This is a genomic window from Streptomyces sp. NBC_00012, assembly GCF_045040875.1.
Classification (GTDB): domain Bacteria; phylum Actinomycetota; class Actinomycetes; order Streptomycetales; family Streptomycetaceae; genus Streptomyces.
This window is the reverse complement of record NZ_CP108309.1, coordinates 2127586-2151252: the sequence shown is the minus strand read 5'-3', so window position 1 is coordinate 2151252 and position 23667 is coordinate 2127586. Positions and strand designations below refer to the sequence as shown.

Below are 23667 nucleotides of genomic sequence, written 5' to 3'. Positions count from 1 at the left end.
CCTCCCGGCGACATGCGTCTCGGCACACCGGGCGGCACCCCCGGCGGCACGCCTGCCCGCACACCTGATCGCGCACCTCTCCGCACGCTCGGGCGCGCTCTCGCGGCGGGGCCGGTCCTGCTCGACGGAGGTCTGTCCAATCAATTGGAGGCGCAGGGCTGCGATCTGTCCGACGCCCTGTGGTCGGCCAGGCTGCTGACCGACGGGCCCGGACAGATCGAGGCGGCCCACGCCGCCTACGTGCGTGCGGGTGCACAGGTGCTCATCACGGCCGGCTACCAGGCGAGTTTCGAGGGGTTCGCGCGGCGGGGGATCGGACGGGCGGAGGCGGTGGGGCTGTTCGCCCGCAGCGTCCGGCTGGCGCGACAGGCTGCGGGGGCGGTGGAGCGGGATGTCTGGGTCGCCGCTTCGGTCGGCCCGTACGGGGCGATGCTGGCGGACGGCAGCGAGTACCGGGGCCGGTATGGGCTCACCGGCCGGGAGCTGGAGCGCTTCCACCGGCCCCGGATCGAGGCGCTGGCCGCCGCAGGGCCCGATGTGCTGGCGCTGGAGACGGTGCCGGACATCGATGAGGCCGAGGCGCTGTTGCGGGCGGTCGAGGGATGCGGGCTGCCGGTCTGGCTCTCGTACAGCGTGGCGGGCGACCGCACCCGGGCGGGCCAGTCGCTGGAGACGGCCTTCGGGCTGGTCCGGGGGCACGACGAGGTGGTGGCCGTGGGGGTGAACTGCTGCGATCCGGCTGATGCCGAGGGAGTGGTGCGGGTGGCCGCGGAGGTGACCGGTAAGCCGGTCGTGGTCTACCCGAACAGCGGTGAGCGGTGGGATGCGGGGGGCCGGGGATGGGCCGGCGCCCCCACGTTCGACCCGGGCGGGGCAAGGGCCTGGCAGGACGCCGGGGCCCGGCTGATCGGCGGCTGCTGCCGGGTCGGACCGGAGACCATCGCGGAATTGGCCGGGCTGCTCGGCACGACGGCGGCCGAAGGGTGGGCGTAGCGCCGACGAGCCGATGTGATGCCGAAGAGTGGGCGTGAGTCCGAAGAGAGTCCGAAGAGAGGGTGTGAGGCCGGAGGGCCGATGTGAGGCCGGAGAGCCGATGCGAGTCCGAAGATTCGGCGTGAGTCCGAAGAACCGGCGTGACGCCGACGAGACGACCTGGCTCGGGAGCGGCCCGGCCGGGTGTTGTGCCGAGCTGCGCGGCCGGCTCGGTGTGTGTGCCGGGCGATGCCCGGGACACGTGAAAATACCTGGTGGGGGGCAAGTGGAGCGGACCATACTCGGACGTGTGTTCCTGACAATCAGTACGACCGGCGACCCGGAACGTCCAGCGACCGACCTCGGCTTTCTGCTGCACAAGCACCCCGAGAAGGCGCAGACGTTCTCCACCTCCCACGGCACCGCGCATGTCTTCTACCCCGAGGCATCCGCCGAGCGCTGCACCGCGGCGCTCCTGCTGGAGGTTGACCCCGTGGCGCTGGTGCGCCGCGGCAAGGGCAAGGGCCGGGGCGGCGCTCCCGACGCGGCGCTCGCGCAGTACGTCAACGACCGCCCGTACGCGGCCTCCTCGCTGCTGTCCGTCGCCATGAGCGCGGTCTTCAAGTCCGCGCTGAACGGCGTGTGCCGGGCACTGCCCGAGCGCGCGCAGGCGCCGATGCCGCTGCGGATCGAGGTGCCCGCACTGCCGGCTCGTGGCGGTGCGGAGCTGGTGCGCAAGCTCTTCGGGCCGCTCGGCTGGACGAGCGTGGACGCCGTGGCCGTACCGCTGGACGAGCAGTTCCCGGAGTGGGGGGACTCCAGGTACGTACGGCTGGTGCTCGAAGGCGAGCTGCGGCTGGCGGACGCGTTGCGCCAGCTGTACGTGCTGCTGCCGGTGCTGGACGACGCCAAGCACTACTGGGTCGCCCCGGACGAGGTGGACAAGCTGTTGCGGGCGGGTGAGGGCTGGCTCGCCGCCCACCCCGAGCAGAAGCTGATCACCAGCCGCTATCTGTCCCGGCGCTGGGGGCTGACCCGGCAGGCGATGCAGCAGCTCGAACTGGTGCGGCTCGCGGAGTCGGACGACCTCGAGGTCGAGAGCATCGACAACGCCGTGGACGAGACGACCGACACCGAGGAGAAGCCGGTACCGCTCGCCGAGCAGCGGCGCGCCGCCATCCTCGAAGCGCTGCGAACCGCCGGCGCGAGCCGGGTCCTCGACCTGGGCTGCGGCCAGGGCCAGTTGGTGCAGGCACTCCTCAAGGACGTGGCCTTCACCGAGATCGTCGGCGTCGACGTCTCCATGCGCGCCCTCACCATCGCCTCACGACGGCTGAAGCTGGACCGGATGGGAGAGCGGCAGGCCGCCCGGGTCACACTCCGGCAGGGCTCGCTGACCTACACCGACAAGCGGCTCAAGGGGTATGACGCGGCCGTGCTCAGCGAGGTCGTCGAACACCTTGACCTGCCGCGGCTGCCCGCGCTGGAGTACGCCGTGTTCGGTTCGGCCCGTCCGCGGACCGTGCTCGTGACGACGCCGAACGTCGAGTACAACGTCCGGTGGGAGACCCTTCCCGCCGGGCATGTGCGCCACGGCGACCACCGGTTCGAATGGACCAGGGCCGAATTCCGCGGCTGGGCCAGGGATGTGGCGCAGCGGCACGGATACGGGGTCGACTTCGTCCCCGTGGGGACGGACGACCCCGAGGTGGGGCCGCCCACACAGATGGCCGTGTTCACGATGACCTCGGCCGACGAGACCGCGAAGCAGAGCGGGAACCGGACCGAGAAGGAGGCGAATGCCGCATGACCAGTACCGCACGCACCCTGCCGGTGACCGACCTCTCCCTCGTGGTCCTCATCGGGGCCAGCGGCTCCGGCAAGTCCACCTTCGCCCGCAGGCACTTCAAGCCCACTCAGATCGTCTCCTCGGACTTCTGCCGGGGCCTGGTCGCCGACGACGAGAACGACCAGAGCGCCAGTCGCGACGCCTTCGACGTACTGCACTACATCGTGGGCAAGCGGCTGGAAGCCGGGCGGCTGACCGTCGTGGACGCCACCAGCGTCCAGTCCGAGAGCCGCAAGCAACTGGTCCAGCTGGCCAGGAGCCATGACGTGCTGCCCATCGCGATCGTCCTCGACCTGCCGGAAGAGGTCTGTATCGCGCGCAACGCGGCCCGCCCCGACCGCGCCGACATGCCGCGCCACGTCATCCAGCGCCACCGTCGCGAACTGCGCCGTTCGCTGCGGGGCCTGGAGCGCGAGGGCTTCCGCAAGGTGCACATCCTGCGCACCGAGGAAGAGGCGGACCACGCCGAAGTGGTGCTGGAGCGCCGCTACAACGACCTGCGCCACCTCACCGGCCCCTTCGACATCATCGGCGACATCCACGGCTGCAGCTCCGAGCTGGAGTCCCTGCTCGGCAAGCTCGGCTACGTCGACGGCGCGCACCCCGAAGGGCGTACGGCGGTCTTCGTCGGCGACCTCGTCGACCGCGGCCCCGACAGCCCCGGAGTGCTGCGCCGCGTCATGGCCATGGTGTCGGCGGGCAACGCCCTGTGCGTACCGGGCAACCACGAGAACAAGCTCGGCCGTTACCTCAAGGGCCGCAACGTCCAGCACACCCATGGACTCGCCGAGACCATCGAGCAGCTGGACCGGGAGGACGAGAAGGACCCGGCCTTCCGCGAGCAGGTGCGGGAGTTCATCGACGGGCTCGTCAGCCACTACGTGCTCGACGACGGCAAGCTCGTCGTCTGTCACGCCGGGCTGCCCGAGAAGTACCACGGCCGCACCTCCGGACGGGTCCGCTCGCACGCCCTGTACGGGGACACCACCGGCGAGACCGACGAGTTCGGCCTGCCCGTGCGCTACCCCTGGGCGGAGGAGTACCGCGGCAGTGCCGCCGTGGTCTACGGACACACCCCGGTGCCCAACACCTCCTGGGTCAACAACACCATCTGCCTGGACACCGGGGCGGTCTTCGGCGGGAAGATGACCGCGCTGCGCTGGCCGGAGCGCGAGCTCGTCGACGTGCCGGCCGAGCAGGTCTGGTACGAGCCGGCCAAGCCGCTGGCCACCGAGGCACCCGGTGGCCGGGAGGGACGGCCGCTCGACCTTGCCGATGTGCAGGGCCGGCGGATCGTCGAGACCCGGCACATGGGCCGCATCGCGGTCCGTGAGGAGAACGCCGCCGCCGCGCTCGAAGTCATGAGCCGGTTCGCCGTCGATCCCCAGCTGCTCGGATACCTCCCGCCGACCATGGCGCCCACCGCCACCTCGCACGAGGACGGATATCTGGAGCACCCGGCCGAGGCCTTCGCGCAGTACCGGGCGGACGGCGTCGCCGAGGTGGTGTGCGAGGAGAAGCACATGGGCTCGCGTGCGGTCGCCCTGGTCTGCCGTGACGAGGCCGCCGCCCGTGAGCGGTTCGGCGTCGGTGGCGCCCCCGGTACGGAGGGCGGTCCGACCGGGGCGCTGTACACCCGTACCGGACGGCCGTTCCTCGACGACGCCGCACTCACCGAGGTGATCCTCGGCAGGCTGCGCGCCGCCGTCACAGCCGCCGGACTCTGGGAGGAGTGGGGCACCGACTGGGTGCTGTTCGACGCCGAGCTGATGCCCTGGTCCCTCAAGGCGGCCGGGCTGCTGCGCTCGCAGTACGCCGCCGTCGGCGCCGCGTCCGGCGCCGTCCTCCCGGAGGCCAACGCGGCCCTCGCGGCGGCGGCCGCCCGAGGGGTGGACGTCGGTCCGCTCGCGGAGCGCCAGCAGGGGCGGGCCGAGGACGCCGCCGCGTTCACCGAGGCGTACCGCCGGTACTGCTGGTCCACCCAGGGCCTGGACGGGGTGCGGCTCGCGCCGTTCCAGATCCTCGCCGTCCAGGGCCGCTCGCTGGCCTCCGTACCGCACGACGAGCAGCTGGCCTGGCTCGACCGGCTGGTCGAGCACGACCCGACCGGGCTGCTCCAGGTCACCCGTCGGCTCGTCGTCGCCACCGGGGACGAGGCATCGGTGCGCGCCGGTGTCGACTGGTGGCTGGAGATGACCGGACGCGGCGGCGAAGGCATGGTCGTCAAGCCGCTCGCCGCGCAGGTACGGGACGGCAAGGGCAGGCTGGTCCAGCCGGGCATCAAGGTGCGCGGCCGGGAGTACCTCCGGATCATCTACGGGCCCGAGTACACCCGCCCGGAGAATCTGGAGCGGCTGCGCGGACGGTTCCTCGGGCACAAGCGCTCGCTGGCGCTGAGGGAGTACGCGCTGGGGCTCGAAGCGCTGGACCGGCTGGCCGACGGGGAGCCGCTGTGGCGGGTCCACGAGGCGGTGTTCGCGGTGCTGGCCCTGGAGTCCGAGCCGGTCGACCCGCGGCTCTGAACCGAGGCGCGAAGGCGGCGTGGTGTCGCCGGTGGGTTTTCCGGAGAGGTCGACGGAGAACCCACTGGCGATTCGCAGGGTTCACGGGCCCGCGCACGGTGAGGATGGAGGCATGGGATTCCATGTCGACTCCGAGGCCGGGCGGCTGCGCCGCGTCATCCTGCACCGCCCCGATCTGGAACTGAAGCGGCTCACCCCCAGCAACAAGGACGCGCTCCTCTTCGATGACGTGCTCTGGGTGCGCCGGGCCCGCCAGGAGCACGACGGCTTCGCGGACGTGCTGCGCGACCGCGGCGTGGAGGTGCACCTCTTCGGTGACCTGCTCCGCGAGTCGCTGGACATCCCGGTGGCCAGACGGCTCGTCCTGGACCGGGTCTTCGAGGAGAAGGAGTACGGACCGCTCGCCACCGAGCACCTGCGGGCCGCGTTCGAGGAGTTGCCCAGTGCCGAGCTGGCCGACGCACTCGTCGGCGGCATGACCAAGCGGGAGTTCCTGACGGGGCACGGCGAGCCGACCTCCGTCCGCTTCCACGTGATGGACCTGGACGACTTCCTGCTGGACCCGCTGCCGAACCACCTCTTCACGCGGGACACCTCGGCCTGGATATACGACGGGGTGTCGATCAACGCGATGCGCTGGCCGGCCCGGCAGCGCGAGACCGTCCACTTCGAGGCGATCTACCGCCACCACCCCCTCTTCACCGGGCCCGAAGCGGGTGCCTTCCACCACTGGTCCCAGGGGCAGGACGACTACCCGTCCACCATCGAGGGCGGCGACGTCCTGGTCATCGGCCACGGCGCCGTCCTCATCGGGATGAGCGAACGCACCACCCCGCAGGCGGTGGAGATGCTGGCCCGCGGGCTGTTCGACGCCGGCTCGGCCCACACGATCGTGGCGCTCGACATGCCCAAGCGCCGCGCGTTCATGCACCTCGACACGGTGATGACGATGGTCGACGGCGACACCTTCACCAAGTACGCCGGCCTGGGCATGCTCCGCTCGTACACCATCGAGCCCGGCGCGGGGCCGCGGGACCTGAAGGTCACCGACCATCCGCCCGAGCACATGCACCAGGCGATCGCGCACGCCCTGGGGCTGGACTCGGTCCGGGTCCTCACCGCCACCCAGGACGTGCACGCCGCCGAGCGCGAGCAGTGGGACGACGGCTGCAACGTGCTGGCCGTCGAGCCGGGTGTCGTCGTCGCGTACGAGCGCAACGCCACCACCAACACCTTTCTGCGCAAGGAGGGCATCGAGGTCATCGAGATCCGCGGCAGCGAACTCGGCCGGGGCCGGGGCGGCCCCCGTTGCATGAGCTGTCCGGTGGTGCGCGATCCGGTGTAGGGCCGGTCCGGCGGGTCGGGCCGGGCAGGCCCCTGGGGACGGGACCGGGCACAGGGCCGCGGCGGGCTCCGTATAGCGATGCAGAGCGTCGTATAGACTTCCAGAGTTACCGTACGCGCGACCCTCGCCCGACCCAGGAGCTGTCCCATGGCCATAGACCTCACAGGCCGCCACTTCCTCAAGGAGCTGGACTTCACGGCCGAGGAGTTCCGCGGCCTGATCGAGCTCGCGGCCGAGCTCAAGAGCGCCAAGAAGTCGGGGACCGAGGCGCAGTGGCTGCGCGGCAGGAACATCGCGCTGATCTTCGAGAAGACCTCGACCCGCACCCGCTGTGCCTTCGAGGTGGCCGCTGCCGACCAGGGGGCCTCCACGACATATCTGGACCCCTCCGGCTCCCAGCTGGGGCACAAGGAGTCGGTGAAGGACACGGCTCGCGTCCTCGGCCGGATGTTCGACGGCATCGAGTACCGCGGTGACAGCCAGGCGGCCGTGGAGGAACTGGCCGCCCACGGTGGCGTGCCGGTCTTCAACGGGCTCACCGACGACTGGCACCCGACCCAGATGCTCGCCGACGTCCTCACCATGACCGAGCACAGCGACAAGCCGCTGGAGCGGATCGCCTTCGCCTACCTCGGCGACGCCCGGTTCAACATGGGCAACTCCTACCTGGTCACCGGCGCACTGCTGGGCATGGACGTCCGGATCGTCGCGCCGAAGGCGTACTGGCCCGCCGAGGAGATCGTCGCCGAGGCCCACCGGCTGGCCGGCGCGAGCGGTGCGACCGTCACCCTCACCGAGGACATCGCCGAAGGCGTCAAGGGCGCCGACTTCGTCGCCACCGACGTCTGGGTCTCCATGGGTGAGCCCAAGGAGGTCTGGGCCGAGCGCATCGAGGCCCTGGCGCCGTACAGCGTGACCATGGACGTGCTCCGCGCCACCGGCAACGCCGACGTGAAGTTCCTGCACTGCCTCCCGGCCTACCACGACCTCGGCACCGGGATCGGGCGGCAGATCGAGGCCGATCACGGGCTGGCGGAGCTGGAGGTCACCGACGAGGTCTTCGAGTCCGCGCACTCGGTCGTCTTCGACGAGGCGGAGAACCGGATGCACACGATCAAGGCCGTTCTGGTGGCGACCCTGGCGGGCCCGGCGGTCAACGGCTGATCGCTGCATGATCATGCGCCCGATTGGGTGAACATGCACGGAGGTGACTAATATGTTGCCTCTTGGTGGGGTTCGGGCTCGCACGCTCGAACCCCACTTTTCTGTGTGTCGCCGGAGCCCCCACAGCCCCGGACGCGCACCCCCACATGCTCCACCAGAGAAGAGACCATCCCCGTGAGTCCGCTGCGCCCACCGAGGCCCCCGCAACTGTCAGGGTCGCGCGTCAAGAATCCCCACCAGCTGATCGCCGAGTCCGGCGCCGACCTGGAGGGGCACGGCCTCAAGCGCACCATGGGGCTCTTCCAGCTGGTGTGCTTCGGTGTCGGCGCCGTCGTCGGGACCGGCATCTTCGTCGGCCTCTCCGACTCCGTCGCCGAAGCGGGGCCCGCGGTCGTGCTCTCCTTCGTGCTGGCCGCGATCACCTGCATCTTCACCGCGTTCTCCTTCGCCGAGCTGGGCAGCGCCATCCCGGTCTCCGGCAGCTCCTACTCCTTCGCCTACGCGACCCTCGGCGAACGCGTCGCGTTCCTCGTCGGCTGGTGTCTGCTGCTGGAGTACGGCGTCTCGGTCTCCGCGGTCGCCGTCGGCTGGAGCCAGTACGTCAACGAGCTGCTGGACAGCCTGTTCGGCACGCAGCTGCCGGCCGCCCTCTCGGCGGGCCCCGGTGACGGCGGCGTGATCAATCTGCCCGCCGTCCTGGTGGTCATGATGGCCGCGACACTGCTGGCGCGCGGAGTCCGGGAGAGCGCCGGGGCCACCGCCGCGATGGCGGTCCTCAAGATCACCATCCTGGCCCTGTTCTGCGTCATCGCCTTCACGGCCTTCGAGCGCGGCAACCTCACGCCGTTCTTCACCCACGGCGCGGGCGGGGTCACGGCAGGCGCGTCGCTGGCGTTCTTCTCGTACATCGGCTTCGACGCCATCACCACCGCGGGCGAGGAGGTCAGGAATCCGCGGCGGAACATCCCGATCGCGATCATGGTCTGCATCGGTCTGGTCACCCTGCTCTACTGCGCCGTCGCGCTCGCCGCCATCGGCGCGCTGGGGCCGAAGGCCGTGGCCGACCGGCCCGCGGCGCTCTCGATCGTCGTCGACCAGGTCACCGACTCGACCGTCGGCGGCGGAATCATCGCCTTCGGCGCGGTCGTCGCGATCGCGTCGGTCGTGCTCGCGGTGATGTACGGGCAGACCCGCATCCTGATGTCGATGTCGCGGGACGGACTGATCCCGCGGGTCTTCGAGCGGGTCTCGCCGCGCACATCGACGCCGGTCGCCAACACCTGGATCGTGGCGGTCGTCTTCGCGGTCCCGGCGGCCTTCTCGTCGCTCGACGTGGTGGTGAACCTGACGACCATCGGCGCACTGGCCACCATGGTCGCGGTGAACCTCGCGGTGATCGTGCTGCGGCGGCGCAACCCGGAGGTGAAGGGCTCGTTCCGGGTGCCGCTCTATCCGCTGAGCCCGCTCCTGGGCGTCGGTTTCTGCCTCTATCTGATGTACGGGACGGGCTGGGCGACCTGGGTCCAGTTCGCGGTCTTCCTGGCCGTCGGCTCGGCGGTGTACACCTTTTACGGCCGCGGCCGCTCGCGGCTGGCCGGCGCCGCGGCGACCGGCTGAGGCGGGCCGTTCAGCTCTGCGGCGTGAGGGACGGCAGGGTGAACCACACCGCCTTGCCGTGCTCCGTCGTGCGATGACCGCAGGACGAGCTGAGGGTACGGATCAGCAGCAGACCCCGGCCGTGTTCCTGCCAGGGGTCCGGCTCGCTGCCGGGCCGGGGAAAGGACAGGCCGCCCGGCGGGGTGGGGTCGCGGTCGTGGACCTCGACCTGGCAGCCGGTCGGCAGGAGCTCCACCACCAGCTCGATGGGCTCGTCGCTCCGGGTGTGCTCGACCGCGTTGGCGACCAGCTCCGCGGTGAGGAGTTCGGCGGTGTCGCTGTCGGCCGGGGCGTCGATGTCCGCGAGTGCGGTACGGATCAGGGCGCGGGCAATCGGTACGGCCGCCGTCGAATGCGGCAGGGTGATCCGCCAGGAGGCGGGGCGGGGGACATCGGGGGGCACGGCATGGTTTCCGTTCCGGGGTGGGTGTGCGGGTTCACGGGTGCGGACTCTCCGGCGGCCCGCAGGTGCGCGGACTCTCCGGCGGTCCGCGGGGGCGGACTCTCTGGCGGTCAAGACTTCTCGGTTTCAACCTTACGAACCGCAACGACACAGACAAGGGCCTGTCGACCGGTATGAAAGGGACGTTGGCCACTGCGTCCTCACGCTCCGCGTATCGCGTGCTCGTGACGGAAGTCACGTACGAGTGATAAGTTCGAGGGCAGGTAGCGGCCCGACGGCTGAAGGGGAGCCCCCTCCATGAGCCCGTTTCCCAGCTCCGCCCCGCACACGGACGACTGGCGCCATCTGCGGCTGACGACGGACGACGGGGTTGCCACCGTCACGCTCGCCCGGCCCGAGAAACTCAACGCGCTCACCTTCGGCGCCTATGCCGACCTGCGCGATCTGCTCGCCGAACTGTCCCGCGAACGCAGCGTGCGCGCTCTGGTACTCGCGGGGGAGGGCCGCGGATTCTGCTCCGGCGGAGACGTCGACGACATCATCGGCGCGACACTCGCCATGGACACCGCCCAGCTCCTCGATTTCAACCGCATGACCGGGCAGGTGGTGCGGGCCCTCCGAGAGACCCCCTTCCCCGTCATCGCCGCCGTACACGGGGTGGCGGCGGGCGCGGGGGCCGTCCTGGCGCTGGCCGCCGACTTCCGGGTCGCCGATCCGTCGGCCCGTTTCGCCTTCCTGTTCACCAGGGTCGGCCTCTCCGGCGGCGACATGGGCGCCGCCTACCTGCTGCCACGCGTCGTCGGCCTCGGCCACGCCACCCGGCTGCTGATGCTCGGCGAACCGGTCCGGGCACCCGAAGCGGAACGGATCGGGCTGATCAGCGAGCTGACCGACGAGGGCCAGGCCGACGTGCGCGCGGCGGCGCTCGCCCGCCGCCTCGCCGACGGACCCGCCCTCGCCCTCGCCCAGACCAAGGCACTGCTCACCGCCGAGCTCGACATGCCGCTCGCCGCCGCCATCGAGATGGACGCCGCCACCCAGGCCCTGCTGATGCACGGCGACGACTACGCGGAATTCCATGCCGCCTTCACCGAGAAGCGGCCCCCGAAGTGGCGGGGCAGGTAGCGCGATGCCGTCCGAAGAGGCTCCGGCCGGCGCGACCCGGACCGGCGTGCGGCGCATCGCGGTCATCGGCGGCGGGCCCGGCGGGCTCTACGCCGCGGCCCTGCTCAAGCGGCTCGACCCGGAACGCGACATCACCGTCTGGGAGCGCAATGCCCCCGAGGACACCTTCGGCTTCGGCGTCGTCCTCTCCGACGAGACCCTCGGCGGCATCGAACACGCCGACCCCGCCGTGTACCGGGCCCTCCAGGCCGAATTCGTACGGTGGGACGACATCGACATCGTCCACCGGGGCGTCACCCAGACGTCCGGCGGCCACGGCTTCGCCGCGCTGGGCAGACGCAGGCTGCTGCGGATACTGCACGAGCGCTGCGCTTCCCTCGGTGTACACCTCCGCTTCGGCACCGAGGCACCGCCGGCCGCCGAGCTGGCCACCACCCACGACCTGGTGATCGCCGCCGACGGGGTGCACAGCCTCACCCGCGCCGCCCACGCCGGCACCTTCGCCCCCCGCCTCACCACCCACCGCTGCCGCTACATCTGGCTCGCCGCCGACTTCGCCCTCGACGCCTTCCGCTTCGAGACCGCCGAGACCGCCCACGGGGTGATGCAGCTCCACGGCTACCCCTTCTCGGCCGACGCCTCCACCGTCGTCGTCGAGATGCGCGAGGAGGTCTGGCGGGCCGCCGGATTCGACACCTGCGAGGTCGAGCACTCCACGCTGCGCTGCGCCAAGATCTTCACCGAGGCGCTCGGCGGCCGGCCGCTGCGCTCCAACAGTTCCTCCTGGACCGCCTTCCGCACCGTCGTCAACGCCCACTGGTCGCACGGCAACACGGTCCTCATCGGCGACGCCGCCCACACCGCGCACTTCTCCATCGGCTCCGGCACCAAGCTCGCCGTCGAGGACGCCCTCGCCCTCGTCGCCTGCATCGAGGAACAGACCGACCTGCCGCGCGCACTGTCCGCATACGAGGCGGAGCGCCGACCGGTCGTGGAATCGACCCAGCGGGCCGCCGCGGCCAGCCTGCGCTGGTTCGAGGAGCTGGGCACCTACGTCGACCAGCCGCCCCGCCAGTTCGCCTTCAACCTCCTCACCCGCAGCCGCCGCGTCACCCACGACAACCTCTCGCTGCGCGACGCCTCCTTCACCGCCGCCGTCGAGACGGAGTTCGGCTGCGCCCCGGGCGTCCCGCCGATGTTCACCCCGCTGCGGCTGCGCGGCCTCGAACTCCGCAACCGTGTCGTCGTCTCACCCATGGACATGTACTCGGCCGTCGACGGCGTCCCCGGCGATTTCCACCTCGTCCACCTGGGCGCACGCGCGCTCGGCGGCGCCGGACTGGTCATGACGGAGATGGTGTGCGTCAGCGCCGAGGGCCGCATCACCCCCGGCTGCACCGGGCTCTACACCCCCGAACAGGCCGCCGCCTGGACCCGGATCACCGGCTTCGTCCATGCGAGCGCGCCCGGCGCGGCCATCGGCGTGCAGCTCGGCCACTCCGGACGCAAGGGCTCCACCAGACTGATGTGGGAAGGCATCGACCAGCCCCTCGACCACGGCAACTGGCCGCTCGCCGCGGCCTCCCCGATCCCTTACGCGGCCGGCGTCAACCAGGTCCCGCACGCCCTGGACCGGGCCGGACTCGTTGCCGTGCGCGACCAGTTCGCGGCGGCGGCCCGGCGCGCCGACCACTGCGGCTTCGACCTGCTCGAACTGCACTGCGCCCACGGATACCTGCTCTCCGGCTTCCTCTCACCGCTCACCAACCACCGCACCGACGAGTACGGCGGCTCCCTGCGCAACCGGCTCCGCTTCCCCCTGGAAGTCTTCGACACGATCCGCGCCGACTGGCCCGACGACCGGCCCATGACCGTCCGGATCTCCGCCACCGACTGGGCCGAGGGCGGCACCACGGCCGAGGACGCCGTCGAGATCGCCCGCGCCTTCGTCGCCCACGGGGCCGACGCCATCGACGTCTCCACCGGCCAGGTCGTCCCCGACGAGCACCCCGAGTACGGCCGCTCCTACCAGACCCCGTACGCCGACCGGATCCGCAACACCCTGTGCGTGCCCGTCATCGCGGTGGGTGCGATCTCCTCCTGGGACGACGTCAACTCCCTGCTGCTCGCGGGCCGGGCCGACCTCTGTGCCCTGGCCCGCCCCCACCTCTACGACCCGCAGTGGACGCTGCACGCGGCGGCCGAGCAGGGCTACGAAGGACCGGGCGCGCCCTGGCCGCTCCCGTACCGCGCGGGCAGCCGCACCCCGCCGACGGGCCGCACGGACGCACCGAAGCCGCGGCTCACCCTGGAGTGACGGTCAGGCACTCGTGGCACAGACACCCCTGAGGGTGCGGGGCCGCGTGGTGCGCGTGCCGCTCCTCGCGGGCGATGCGCTCCAGCAGCGCGGCCAGCTCCTCGGCCTCCTCCCGCGTACCGGACCCCCGTCCGCCGCAACGCTTCAGCACGGCCGGGGCGTACACCAACTGCGGCCGGAAGGTGCGCAGATGGCGGGTCCCCGTGTCGATGGTGATCCAGTGGCCGTTGTGCCGCCCGTGCCCCACCGTGGTCAGCTGCTGGTGCCCCATCCCCGGATAGGTGTCGACGACGTACACCCTCGCCCCGCCCCGGTACGCCTTCGTGCCCGGACGGAGCTCCTGGCCGAGATCCCCGTACCGCCGCCACAGCACCACGTTCGCGGCGACCAGCCAGACCGGCGCGGGCGGCCCGCTCACCGCTCCACCGCACTGATCAGCAGCCGGTCCGAGACCGCCCGGTAGCCGATGCGCCGGTACACGCCGTTGCTGGTGGGGTTCGCCAGGTCGGTGAAGAGCAGCACGTCCCGCGCGCCGGCCTCCCTCGCCGCCCGGCTGATCTCCGCCGCCACGGCGGCCGCGTAGCCACGGCCGCGGTTCTCCGGCGGGGTGTAGACCGCGGCGACGCGGACCGTGCCCGCGACCCGTGGCGAGATCCCCGCCATCGACACCGGGACGCCGTCGTCCTCCCAGAGCATCAGCCCGCCGTTCGCCGTGCGCTCGTCCACCACCCGCTCGGCATGGATGCCGGGCTGGCCGATCTGCTCGGCGAAGGCGAGATGCCAGCGCACCAGCAGCTCCCGGTCGGCGACGACGGCGGCCCTGGGCCGTCCCGAGGGGGTGGGGGAGGGCGGGATCAGCGTGGCCAGCCGGTAGAGCCGCTGCTCCTGGTCGACCCGGTGACCGGGCCAGCCGGCGGCGATCGCCTCGGCGGCGGCCCGGTCCGCGTTGATCCGGGTGAGCGGGAGCGCGGCGGCCAGCGGACCGACCGCCTCCGGGGCGACGGTCCCCAGCATGGGCGGGTACGGCGGGGTCCGCACCAGCGTCCCCGCGACCTCGCCGTCCGCCCCGCGCCACCAGCCGAGCAGCGGGGCGGCGTCGCCGTAGGCGTGCGGGCCGCGCCGCCGCAGGGTCTCGGTGACGGTCAGGATCAGGGTGTTCTCGGCGGGCCGGGCGGCCAGCGAGGCGGCGGCCGCGTCGAGGAAGACGTCGACGTCGTCGGTGAAGGTCCAGGGCATGGTTCATCCTGCCGGGTGCGCGGGGAGCGCGGCACCCGCATTTCCGGTCAGCCCTCCCGCAGCCGGAAGCGCTGGAGCTTGCCGGTGGCGGTGCGGGGGAGGGCGGGCAGGAACTCGATGACGCGGGGGCACTTGTGCGGGGCCAGTTCGGTCTTCATGTACGCACGCAGTTCGTCCGCCGCCGTCTCGGCGCCCTCGCGCAGCACCACGTACGCCACCACGATCTGGCCGCGCAGTTCGTCCGCCCGGCCCACCACCGCCGCCTCGGCCACCGAGGGGTGGTGCAGCAGGGCGTCCTCGATCTCGGGGCCCGCGATGTTGTAGCCGGAGGAGATGATCATGTCGTCGGCGCGGGCCACGTAACGGAAGTAGCCGTCCGGGTCCCTCACGTAGGTGTCCCCGGTGATGTTCCAGCCGTGCGCAACATAGTCCCGCTGGCGCTCGTCGGCGAGATAGCGGCAGCCGACCGGGCCGCGTACGGCGAGCAGTCCGGGCTCCCCGTCCGGCACCGGGCGGCCCTCGCGGTCCATTACCCGGGCCTGCCAGCCGGGGACGGGGATGCCGGTGGTGCCGGGGCGGATCGTCTCGTCGGCGGCCGAGATGAAGATGTGCAGCAGCTCGGTGGCGCCGATCCCGTTGATGATGCGCAGCCCGGTCCGCTCGTGCCACGAACGCCAGGTGGCGACGGGGAGGTTCTCCCCGGCCGAGACGCAGCGTCGCAGCGCGCTCAGATCGTGGTGGTCCATGTGGTCGAGCATCACGCGGTAGGCGGTCGGTGCGGTGAACAGCACCGAGACGCGGTGGGCGGCCAGCGCGGGCAGCAGCTGTGCCGGGCCGGACTGTTCGAGCAGCAGGGCACTGGCACCGGCCCGCAGCGGGAAGACCACCAGACCGCCGAGCCCGAAGGTGAAGCCGAGCGGCGGGCTGCCCGCGAACACGTCGTCGGGAGTGGGCCGCAGGACATGGGCCGAGAAGGTGTCGGCGATGGCGAGCACATCGCGGTGGAAGTGCATGCAGCCCTTCGGGCGTCCCGTGGTGCCCGAGGTGAACGCGATCAGCGCGACGTCGTCCGCCGCCGTCACCACGGCCTCGTACGGCCGCCCGGTCCTGGCCTCGGCCAGCCGCAGCAGATCGTCCGGGGCGTCACCTCCGTACGCCGTGATCCGCAGCCCCGGCACCTCGGCCTTCACCAGGTCGTCGACCGCCCGTGCGTCGCACAGTGCGTGACTCACCCGGGCGATGGAGCACATGGTGGACAGCTCGGCCGACCGCTGCCGGTCCAGCACCGTGACGGCGATCGCGCCGGCCTTCAGCACCGCGAGCCAGCAGGCCGCCAGATGGGGTGTGGTGGGGCCGCGCAGCAGGACGCGGTTGCCGGGCACGACCCCCAGGTCGGAGGTGAGGACATGGGCGATCCGGTCCACCCGCTCCCGCAGCTCCCGGTAGCTCCAGACCACGCCGTCCGGCGTGCGGAAGGCGGGGCGGTCGGGGCCGAAGCGGTCGGCCGTACGGTCCAGCAGTTCCGCCGCGCAGTTGAGGCGGTCCGGATATCGCAGCTCGGGAAGGCCGAAGAGCAGTTCCGGCCACTGGTCCCGCGGTGGCAGGTGCTCCCTGGCGAAGGTGTCGACGTGCGCTGAGGTCTTCGGGTCCATGACGGCTCGCCCCCTTGTCGCCTCTGGAGCGTATCGTTTGGGTGACGGTAGTCAACGGTCCGCGATAGACCGGGTGGAACGGAAACGGGCGGACGGGAGACGGGACATCGGACGGACGGGGAAACGGGCAGGAACACGGACGGGAAAAACGGGAACGAGAGACCAGGAAGACGAGACGCGACCCGAAAGGTGCCCGTATGACGGCATTCTCACTCGATCCGCCACAGACCGCCTGGTGTGAAGAGCTAAGAACCCTTGCCGAGCGGCAACTGCGGCCCCTCGCCGAGAAGGGCGACCCGGGCCACGTCAACCGCCCCCTGATCGCCGCACTCGGCGAGTCGGGCCTGCTCGACCGGCTGCTGAGCTCGGGCGCCCTCGACCTCTGCCTGCTCCGCGAGTCACTGGCCCGCGGCTGCACCGAGGCCGAGACCGCGCTGGCCCTCCAGGGTCTGGGCACCCACCCAGTGCTCCGGTCGGGCACCCCGGCCCACCGCGAGCGCTGGCTCCCCGAGGTGCGGGCGGGCCGCGCCGTCGCCGCCTTCGCACTGAGCGAACCGGGCGCGGGCTCCGACGCGGCGGCCCTGGCCCTGAGCGCCGAACCCGCCCCCGGCGGCTGGCGGCTGACCGGCGAGAAGCGCTGGATCTCCAACGCGCCGGAGGCCGACTTCTACACCGTGTTCGCCCGCACGACCCCGGGCGCGGGCTCCCGCGGCATCACCGCGTTCCTGGTCCCCGCCGACCGACCCGGACTGACCGGCACCGCCCTCGACATGCTCTCGCCGCACCCCATCGGCGCCCTGGCCTTCGACGGTGTCCCGGTCACCGCCGACGACGTACTCGGTGAACCCGACCGGGGTTTCCGGGTCGCCATGGACACCCTCAACCTCTTCCGCCCCAGTGTCGGCGCGTTCGCCGTCGGCATGGCCCGCGCCGCACTCGACGCCACCGTGGAACACACCGCCCTCCGCACCGCGTTCGGCGGCCCCCTGAAAGACCTTCAGGCCGTCTCCCATCAGGTCGCCGAGATGGCCACCCGGACCGAGGCGGCCCGGCTCCTGGTGTTCGCTGCGGCCGCCGCGTACGACGCGGGGGAGCCCGGAGTGCCGGGCCGGGCCGCCATGGCGAAGCTGTACGCCACCGAGACCGCGCAGTACGTCGTCGACACCGCCGTCCAGCTGCACGGCGCCCGCGCCCTGCACCGCGGCCATCTTCTCGAACACCTTTACCGCGAGGTCCGTGCGCCGCGGATCTACGAGGGCGCCAGCGAGGTCCAGCGCACGATCATCGCCAAGGAGCTGTACGCGACCCGGGAGGCGTCCGTATGAGTCCGGTCCACCGGATCAACCCCGTCGACCTGTCACCGCCCACCGGCTTCTCGCACGCCGTCACGGCCACCGGAAGTCAACTGGTCTTCCTGGCGGGGCAGACCGCCCTCGACGTGGGCGGCAAGATCGTCGGTGACGGCCTGCCCGAGCAGTTCGCCACCGCGCTCGCCAATCTGCTCACCGCCCTGCGCGCGGCGGGCGGCGCCCCGGCGGACCTCGCCCGGGTCACCGTGTACGCCACCGACGTGGCCGACTACCGCGAACGGTCCGCCGAACTGGGCCGGATCTGGCGGCGGCTGGCGGGCCGCGACTTCCCGGCCATGGCGGTCATCGGGGTGGCCAGGCTCTGGGACGAGCAGGCCCTGGTCGAGATCGACGGCGTGGCGGTACTGCCCTGAACGCACCGTACGGGCCCGGTGACCCGGGCCCGTACGGCAATTCGGCGCATCAGCACGCATCAGCGCGGATCAGTGACGACCGCTGGCGGTCGGTACGGCTCCGCGGACCAGCGCTGACGGGTGCCGGTCAGTACGGCTTCACCAGCACGTGGGCGGCGCCCGGAATGCCGACCTTCAGCAGCTCGTCCTCCTCGGGCGTCGTCTCGTTGCCCGTCTCCTGCTTGAGCACCGCACGCGACATGGCCTGCACCCACATGGCCCGGGGGCGGCGGCGCGCCTCCCACGCTTCGAGCGCCGCGGCCACATCGGCCTCGGCGTCCAGCGATTCGGCGAGCACCAGCGCGTCCTCGACGGCCATCGCGGCGCCCTGGGCGATGTGCGGGGTGGAGGCGTGCGCGGCGTCACCGGCCAGGACGACCCGGCCGACGTGCCACGGCTCCTCGACCGTCACCTGGGAGATCCGCGAGTACACCACCGAGGCCGGGTCGGTGACGGTGGCCAGCGCCTCGGCGACCGGTCCGGAGAACATCGCGAGGCGCTCCGTGAGCTGCTCGTGGGCCCGCTCAGGGTCCGGCCGGAAGTCCTCGGACTCCGCGAACACCGCGCCCAGGTACATCAGTTCCTGGGTGATCGGGGTGAGCAGCGCCTTCGCGTCCTTGCCCGCGGTGCCCATCACCACGCCCCGCACCTGCGGCTGCCGGGGAACCGTCACCCGCCAGTTGGCGAATCCGGTGTACTCGGGCGTGTAGCGGTCCCCGTAGAGCCGGGTGCGCAGCGGCGAACCGATGCCGTCGAAGCCGACCACCAGGTCCCGGCGGCCCGAGGAGCCGTCGGACAGGGTGACGTCCACGCCGGAGCCGTCGTCGGTCAGCTCGGTGATGGTGGTGCCGAAGCGGATCTTCGCACCCGCGGCGACGGCGGCGGAGTTCAGTACCTGGGCCAGGGCGGGGCGCGGGATGCCGTTGTTGGAAGGGGCGTCGCCCATCCGCGGCTGGGGTATCTCGGCGAGCGTGTTGCCGGCCGGGTCGGCGATGGTCAGGATCTCCCACTCGAAGCCCGCCTTCAGGCAGTCGTCGAGAACCCCGATCTCCCGCATGACGTGCAGGGCGTTGGACGGCTGGATGATGCCGACGCCGAGCGCGTCCACCTCGTCACGGAGCTCGGCGACCTCGACGGTGTGGCCGAGCCGGGCCAGTGCGGTGGCGAGCGTGAGCCCGCCGATGCCGCCGCCGTGAATCAGGACGCGCAGGGGTGTTGCCATCTCAGGTGTCTCCAGAACGGGAAAAGTGCGGGGAGTTACGGGGAGCTGACGGTCAGCCGGCCGCGACGGGCAGGCTCATCAGGTGGTCCACCAGGGCCAGCAGCACGTCCCGGCCGAACGCCCGCTCGCGGACGTCGCCGATCAGCAGCGGCACGTGCGGGTCGAGGTCGAGAGCGGCCCTGATCTCGTCCGGGGTACGGGTGTTGTGGCCGTGGAAGCAGTTGATCGCCACCACGAACGGGATGTCCCGGCTCTCGTAGAAGTCGATCGAGGCGAAGCTCGTCTCCAGCCTGCGGGTGTCGGCGATCACCACGCCGCCGAGCGCCCCGTTGACCAGGTCGTTCCACATGAACCAGAAGCGTTCCTGGCCGGGGGTGCCGAAGAGGTAGACCACCAGCTCGGGACTGACCGTGATGCGGCCGAAGTCCAGCGCCACGGTGGTGGTGTCCTTCTGGCCGACACCGGCCAGGTCGTCGACCCCGATGCTGGCCTTGGTCAGGTACTCCTCGGTGCGCAGCGGGGCGACCTCGCTGACCGCGCCCACCAGGGTGGTCTTGCCGACGCCGAAGCCTCCGGCGATAAGGATCTTGACGGCGGCGGGGGCCGCCTGACTGCTTGTCATCTTGGTTCAGAGTCTCCGGAGTCCGTCACGAACGGCGGCCAGCAGGCCCATGTCGCGCCCTCCCGCCACCCGCGCCACCGAGAGCGGGGCGCGGGCGAGCAGCAGGCCCTGGGCGACGAGGTCGGCCAGCAGGATCTTGGTCACCGACACCGGGAGGCCGAGGTCGGAGGCGACTTCGGCGACCGCGGCCGGGCGGCGGCAGCGCTCCAGGATCATCCGGTGTTCCGGCTGGAGCCTCCCGGGCCGCACCGGCGCACCGTGCTCGTCCCGGGGGTCCTGCGCGGTCGTGAGCACGGTGATCAGGCTGAAGTCGTCCCGCTCGGGAGCGGTCCGGCCCCGGGTGATGGTGTACGGGCGCACCATCGTGCCCGCCCCGTCCTCCTCGGCCTCCTCCCAGTACGGGGTCACGCGCGCTGCCCGTCCCCGGTACCGAAGGCGTCGAACCCACCGCGGGCCGGCGTGGTGAGCTTCTGGCCGACCTGCTGGACGAGGTTGTGCATGGCGAGCGACATGATCTCGGCGTCGACCTCCTGGGAGGCGATCACGGCGAGGTGGGTGCCCTGGGCGGCCGCGATGATGAAGAGCCAGAGTTCGTTCAGCTCGACGATGACCTGGTGTACGCCGCCGCCGTTGAAGAGCTGGCCGACGCCGCGGGCCAGGCTCTGCTGGCCGGTGCAGATGGCGGCCAGCCGCTCGGCGTCGGCGCGGTCGATGGTGCGCGAGTGGCTCACCACAAGGCCGTCGTCGGACAGCAGGACGGCGTTCTGGGTCTCGGCCACCGAGTCCACCAGGCCGTCGAGCAGCCAGTCGAGATCCTGGTGGGTGGCGGTTGTGCGTGTCATGGCCGTTCTTCTCTCGTGGGGAGCGGGATGGCTGGCGGTGCCGGCTGCTTCGGTGTCTCGTCGGTCGCGCGGGCGGCACGGGACCGGCGCTGGAACGCCCCGATCGCGGCTCCGGCCCGGCGTGGCGCCGGTCGCGGCTGCGGGTTCCGGGGCAGGTCCGGCGGCTGCGGTGCGGCGGGCCGGGAGGCCGCCGGGTCGAGCCGCAGCTCGTCGGCAAGGCTGGCCTGCCGTACCCGACGCGGCAACGGGGGTTCCGCACCGGGCCCGGGAAGAGCGGGCCGGTCGGACCCGTGCCCCGTGCTCGGCGCGTGGACGGCCGCCACGTCCGGCGGTGCCGGGTGGTCGGGTTCCGACACCGGCAGCCCGGCGGGCGGGATGCTTTCCGGCTCGGACGGCCGGGTCGCGGGAACCGGGAGGGGCGTGTGGCCCGGCCCGGGGGCGGAGGGGTACGGAGCCGCGTACGGCTGCTGCGGAGTCGCGTAGGGCTCCGGGTCGCCGGGGTACTGGCCCTCGGGGGCCGGGTACGGCGGCTGGTCCACGGGGTACTGCCCGGCGGCCGTCATGTACGGCTGTCCGGCCTGGCCGTACGGGTTCTCCTGCGCGGTGTACGGCGCGGCCGGCGGAGCGTACGGCTGCTCCTGTTCCGGCCGGTACGGCTCCGGTTCGGGGGCCGGGTGGGGTTGTTCGGTGACCGGGTACGGCTGCTCGGTGGTGGCGTACGGGGCGACTGCCGTGTGCAGCGCGGTGACTCCGGCCAGCGCCTGACCCTGTACGCGGGTGGGCAGCGCGCCGTCGGCCTCGGGGGCCGCGGGTGCGGCGGGGGCGGTGGGAGCGGCGGCGGCAGGGGCGGCCGGGGTCGGCACGCCGACCGGGCCGGTCCGCGGTTCGGGGACGGTGAGCTCGTCGGGGACGAGCAGCACCACGCGGGTACCGCCGTAAGCGGAGGAGCGGAACTCCACCCGCAGGCCGTGCTGGTCCGCGAGCCGTGCGATCACGTACAGACCGAGACGGATGTCGTCGGAGTGGGCGAGCACGTCCATCCGGGGCGGCCGGACCATCAGTTCGTTGGCCGCCGCCAGCTGGTCCTCCTCCATCCCGAGTCCGCGGTCCTCGACCTCGATGGCCAGCCCGCGGCTCACCTTCGCGGCCCTGACCTCGACCGGGCTCGGCGGCCGGGAGAAGCTGAGCGCGTTCTCGATGAGCTCGGCGAGCACGTGGGAGACAGGGCCGACGGCCCGCTCCGACAGCCAGGGGCTGCCGTCGAGATCCAGCACCACGCGCCGGTAGTCCTGCACCTCGCCCTGGGCGGAACGCATCACGTCCAGCAGCGGAACCGGCTTGCGCCAGCGCCGGTGCGGGGAACCGCCCGCGAGGATCACCAGGTTCTCCTCGTACCGCCGCAGCCGGGCGGTGAGGTGGTCCAGGTCGAAGAGGCCGTCGAGCACCTCGGGGTCCTCGTGCTTGCGCTCCAGCTCGTCCAGCTTCTTCAGCTGCTGGCCGATCAGCTGCTGGGTACGGCGGGCGATGCGCTGGAGCAGCCGCTCGAAGCCGCGGTGCTGGTCGGCCTGTTTGACGGCCGCGGCCAGCGCGCTGGTGCGCGCCAGGTTGAGCGCGTCGCCCAGCTGCGTCAGTTCGTCGCTCCGGCTGTCCTTGCCGTCGGACTCGATGGCCCGCGCCTCGGCCTCGACGTCGATCCGCTCGCCCTGGGCGAGCCGCTCGACGACCTCCGGCAGGGCCCTCTCCAGCTCCTCGGCACGCTCCTGGAGGCTGCCGATCCGGCGGCGGAGATTACGGGTGAGGCGCCAGGTGGTCCAGATGACCGCGATCACGGCCAGCAGACCGACGACCGTGGTCAGCACCATCTTGAACAGCAGCGACATGACGCTGCCCTTGCCCTCCTCGACCACACTGGCGGTGCGGTGCTCGAGGAGCTTCTCGATCTGCGGGGTGAGTTCGTCCATCGCCCCGCGCCAGTTCTTCTCCTGGGCGTCGAGGGTGACGAACCCCTTCGCGTCGGCATCGGCCGGCCGCAGCACGTCGTTCTCCACCTGCGTCTTGGTCTTCCAGGCCGCGCTGCGGGTGATCTTCTCCCACATGGCCTTCTCGTCCGAGGGCAGTTGGGGAACGACCTTGGTGGAGTACTGGAGTTCCTGGCCGGAAACAGCCTCCCGGACCAGCTTCAGGTCCTCGGTGCTCAGCTTCCCCTCGGACCAGCCGCGCGCCAGCAGGGCGTCCGAGCGGGAGATCATCTCCTTGGTCCAGAACAGGTCGACCAACGGCTGCGAGAGCGTGGTGATCCGGCCGTTGTCGACGTGGCTGAGCGCCGCGAAGAGCTGGAGGTCGACCGAGATCAGATCCGTGTAGTAGCCGTACACGGCCTTCTGCTGCTCGCTGCCGCCGTCGTCGACGAGGGCACGCTGGGCAGGCAGCTGGCCGATGGCCGCGCGGGCCTCGCCGACCGCGTCACGGACCTCGGCGGGTGCGTCGTCGGTCGCCACGTCGGAGAGCGTCTGGAAGCTCTTGACGGCCTCGTCGGTCAGCTTGCGCTGCCGCTTGAGTTCGTCGGTGGCGCCCTTGTGCCGGGCGAGCGCCTCGGCACTGAGCAGGCGCTCCGCCTGGAGGTTGTAGTACACGATGTTGGACGGCTGGCCGGCTTTCTCGGCCAACTGCCCCTGAGCAGCCTGGCGTTGGAAGTCCAGCAGGGTCTGGCCACTGGTGACGGCCCAGAGGGCGGCCAGTGCGACGCCGGGAACGATGGCCAGAACGAGCAGGGCTGTCCGCAACGACATGGTGGTCGATGCGGTCCGCCGTGAGGCGCGCGTGCGCAGGGCGTGCTCCTTGATGATGCCAGCCTCGGGACTGGTCAAATCCGTTGAGAACTTCGACAGATAGATATTAGTCACAGTGAAAAAACGAAACTAAAGCGGGCTCACACGGGCATCACTGATCACACACAGTTTCGCCATCATGTTCCGGAG

Annotated in this window: 19 protein-coding genes; 10 read left to right on the top strand and 9 right to left on the bottom strand. The window is 71.7% G+C overall.

Annotated elements, in window-relative coordinates; translation table 11 throughout:
* The first annotated feature begins 12 nt into the window (after positions 1-12).
* The 6 genes from mmuM (at position 13) to OHA19_RS09900 (ending at position 9469) form a co-directional block, all read left to right on the top strand.
* Positions 13-993 carry a homocysteine S-methyltransferase gene (gene mmuM, locus OHA19_RS09925; protein WP_405749935.1) on the top strand — a complete coding sequence of 327 codons (981 nt, stop codon included), beginning with the start codon at positions 13-15 and terminating at the stop codon, positions 991-993.
* A gap of 289 nt (positions 994-1282) precedes the next feature.
* Complete coding sequence (locus OHA19_RS09920) at positions 1283-2782, top strand: 3' terminal RNA ribose 2'-O-methyltransferase Hen1 (RefSeq protein ID WP_405749933.1); 1500 nt, start codon at positions 1283-1285, stop codon at positions 2780-2782.
* Positions 2779-5343 (top strand): polynucleotide kinase-phosphatase, encoded by a 2565-nt coding sequence (locus tag OHA19_RS09915; RefSeq protein WP_405749932.1) that lies wholly within the window; start codon positions 2779-2781, stop codon positions 5341-5343. Before OHA19_RS09920 ends, OHA19_RS09915 begins: the two co-directional genes overlap by 4 nt.
* A gap of 112 nt (positions 5344-5455) precedes the next feature.
* Positions 5456-6688, top strand: coding sequence for an arginine deiminase (locus tag OHA19_RS09910; protein ID WP_405717176.1), 1233 nt, complete (start codon positions 5456-5458; stop codon positions 6686-6688).
* Between the two features lie 147 nt (positions 6689-6835).
* Positions 6836-7852, top strand: coding sequence for an ornithine carbamoyltransferase (gene argF, locus OHA19_RS09905; protein ID WP_405749930.1), 1017 nt, complete (start codon positions 6836-6838; stop codon positions 7850-7852).
* Positions 7853-8026: 174 nt separating this feature from the next.
* A complete protein-coding gene (locus OHA19_RS09900) occupies positions 8027-9469 on the top strand; it encodes an amino acid permease (protein ID WP_405717182.1) in 1443 nt (480 codons plus the stop codon).
* 10 nt (positions 9470-9479) lie between these two features.
* Here the strand turns inward: OHA19_RS09900 and OHA19_RS09895 are convergent, their stop codons facing one another.
* Complete coding sequence (locus OHA19_RS09895) at positions 9480-9911, bottom strand: ATP-binding protein (protein ID WP_405717185.1); 432 nt, start codon at positions 9909-9911, stop codon at positions 9480-9482.
* 297 nt (positions 9912-10208) lie between these two features.
* Here OHA19_RS09895 and OHA19_RS09890 point away from each other — a divergent pair, with 297 nt between their 5' ends.
* The gene (locus OHA19_RS09890; protein ID WP_405717188.1) at positions 10209-11036 is read left to right on the top strand and encodes an enoyl-CoA hydratase family protein; all 828 of its coding nucleotides are present in this window, start codon (positions 10209-10211) and stop codon (positions 11034-11036) included.
* A gap of 4 nt (positions 11037-11040) precedes the next feature.
* Complete coding sequence (locus tag OHA19_RS09885; RefSeq protein WP_405749928.1) at positions 11041-13353, top strand: bifunctional salicylyl-CoA 5-hydroxylase/oxidoreductase; 2313 nt, start codon at positions 11041-11043, stop codon at positions 13351-13353.
* Here the strand turns inward: OHA19_RS09885 and OHA19_RS09880 are convergent.
* The 3 genes from OHA19_RS09880 to OHA19_RS09870 are packed head-to-tail and all read right to left on the bottom strand — an operon-like array spanning position 13340 to position 16241.
* Positions 13340-13771 carry a hypothetical protein gene (locus OHA19_RS09880; protein WP_405749927.1) on the bottom strand — a complete coding sequence of 144 codons (432 nt, stop codon included), beginning with the start codon at positions 13769-13771 and terminating at the stop codon, positions 13340-13342. The genes OHA19_RS09885 and OHA19_RS09880 overlap by 14 nt on opposite strands.
* A complete protein-coding gene (locus OHA19_RS09875) occupies positions 13768-14589 on the bottom strand; it encodes a GNAT family N-acetyltransferase (protein WP_405749925.1) in 822 nt (273 codons plus the stop codon). Before OHA19_RS09875 ends, OHA19_RS09880 begins: the two co-directional genes overlap by 4 nt.
* A gap of 47 nt (positions 14590-14636) precedes the next feature.
* A complete protein-coding gene (locus OHA19_RS09870) occupies positions 14637-16241 on the bottom strand; it encodes an AMP-binding protein (protein ID WP_405717197.1) in 1605 nt (534 codons plus the stop codon).
* Positions 16242-16438: 197 nt separating this feature from the next.
* Between OHA19_RS09870 and OHA19_RS09865 the strand changes: the two genes are divergently transcribed.
* On the top strand, positions 16439-17566 hold the full coding sequence (locus OHA19_RS09865; RefSeq protein ID WP_405717199.1) for an acyl-CoA dehydrogenase family protein: 1128 nt from the start codon (positions 16439-16441) through the stop codon (positions 17564-17566).
* The gene (locus tag OHA19_RS09860; protein WP_405717202.1) at positions 17563-17964 is read left to right on the top strand and encodes a RidA family protein; all 402 of its coding nucleotides are present in this window, start codon (positions 17563-17565) and stop codon (positions 17962-17964) included. Before OHA19_RS09865 ends, OHA19_RS09860 begins: the two co-directional genes overlap by 4 nt.
* Positions 17965-18091: 127 nt before the next feature.
* Here the strand turns inward: OHA19_RS09860 and OHA19_RS09855 are convergent, their stop codons facing one another.
* Genes OHA19_RS09855 through OHA19_RS09835 form a run of 5 tightly spaced genes read right to left on the bottom strand, consistent with a single transcriptional unit; the run spans position 18092 to position 23556 of the window.
* The gene (locus tag OHA19_RS09855) at positions 18092-19225 is read right to left on the bottom strand and encodes an FAD-dependent monooxygenase (protein WP_405717204.1); all 1134 of its coding nucleotides are present in this window, start codon (positions 19223-19225) and stop codon (positions 18092-18094) included.
* Between the two features lie 52 nt (positions 19226-19277).
* A complete protein-coding gene (locus OHA19_RS09850) occupies positions 19278-19847 on the bottom strand; it encodes a GTP-binding protein (RefSeq protein WP_405717207.1) in 570 nt (189 codons plus the stop codon).
* Positions 19848-19853: 6 nt separating this feature from the next.
* The gene (locus OHA19_RS09845) at positions 19854-20255 is read right to left on the bottom strand and encodes a DUF742 domain-containing protein (RefSeq protein WP_405717209.1); all 402 of its coding nucleotides are present in this window, start codon (positions 20253-20255) and stop codon (positions 19854-19856) included.
* A complete protein-coding gene (locus OHA19_RS09840) occupies positions 20252-20689 on the bottom strand; it encodes a roadblock/LC7 domain-containing protein (RefSeq protein WP_405717212.1) in 438 nt (145 codons plus the stop codon). Before OHA19_RS09840 ends, OHA19_RS09845 begins: the two co-directional genes overlap by 4 nt.
* Positions 20686-23556, bottom strand: coding sequence for a nitrate- and nitrite sensing domain-containing protein (locus OHA19_RS09835; RefSeq protein ID WP_405717214.1), 2871 nt, complete (start codon positions 23554-23556; stop codon positions 20686-20688). The genes OHA19_RS09840 and OHA19_RS09835 overlap by 4 nt, the downstream gene beginning before the upstream one ends.
* Positions 23557-23667 lie beyond the last annotated feature (111 nt).

Excerpts from the sequence above, each read along its gene's own strand:
- mmuM (WP_405749935.1), top strand. The coding sequence starts at position 13 with ATGCGTCTCGGCACACCGGGCGGCACCCCCGGCGGCACGCCTGCCCGC.
- OHA19_RS09915 (WP_405749932.1), top strand. The coding sequence starts at position 2,779 with ATGACCAGTACCGCACGCACCCTGCCGGTGACCGACCTCTCCCTCGTG.
- OHA19_RS09910 (WP_405717176.1), top strand. The coding sequence starts at position 5,456 with ATGGGATTCCATGTCGACTCCGAGGCCGGGCGGCTGCGCCGCGTCATC.
- argF (WP_405749930.1), top strand. The coding sequence starts at position 6,836 with ATGGCCATAGACCTCACAGGCCGCCACTTCCTCAAGGAGCTGGACTTC.
- OHA19_RS09890 (WP_405717188.1), top strand. The coding sequence starts at position 10,209 with ATGAGCCCGTTTCCCAGCTCCGCCCCGCACACGGACGACTGGCGCCAT.
- OHA19_RS09885 (WP_405749928.1), top strand. The coding sequence starts at position 11,041 with ATGCCGTCCGAAGAGGCTCCGGCCGGCGCGACCCGGACCGGCGTGCGG.
- OHA19_RS09875 (WP_405749925.1), bottom strand. The coding sequence starts at position 14,589 with ATGCCCTGGACCTTCACCGACGACGTCGACGTCTTCCTCGACGCGGCC.
- OHA19_RS09870 (WP_405717197.1), bottom strand. The coding sequence starts at position 16,241 with ATGGACCCGAAGACCTCAGCGCACGTCGACACCTTCGCCAGGGAGCAC.
- OHA19_RS09865 (WP_405717199.1), top strand. The coding sequence starts at position 16,439 with ATGACGGCATTCTCACTCGATCCGCCACAGACCGCCTGGTGTGAAGAG.
- OHA19_RS09860 (WP_405717202.1), top strand. The coding sequence starts at position 17,563 with ATGAGTCCGGTCCACCGGATCAACCCCGTCGACCTGTCACCGCCCACC.
- OHA19_RS09855 (WP_405717204.1), bottom strand. The coding sequence starts at position 19,225 with ATGGCAACACCCCTGCGCGTCCTGATTCACGGCGGCGGCATCGGCGGG.
- OHA19_RS09850 (WP_405717207.1), bottom strand. The coding sequence starts at position 19,847 with ATGACAAGCAGTCAGGCGGCCCCCGCCGCCGTCAAGATCCTTATCGCC.
- OHA19_RS09840 (WP_405717212.1), bottom strand. The coding sequence starts at position 20,689 with ATGACACGCACAACCGCCACCCACCAGGATCTCGACTGGCTGCTCGAC.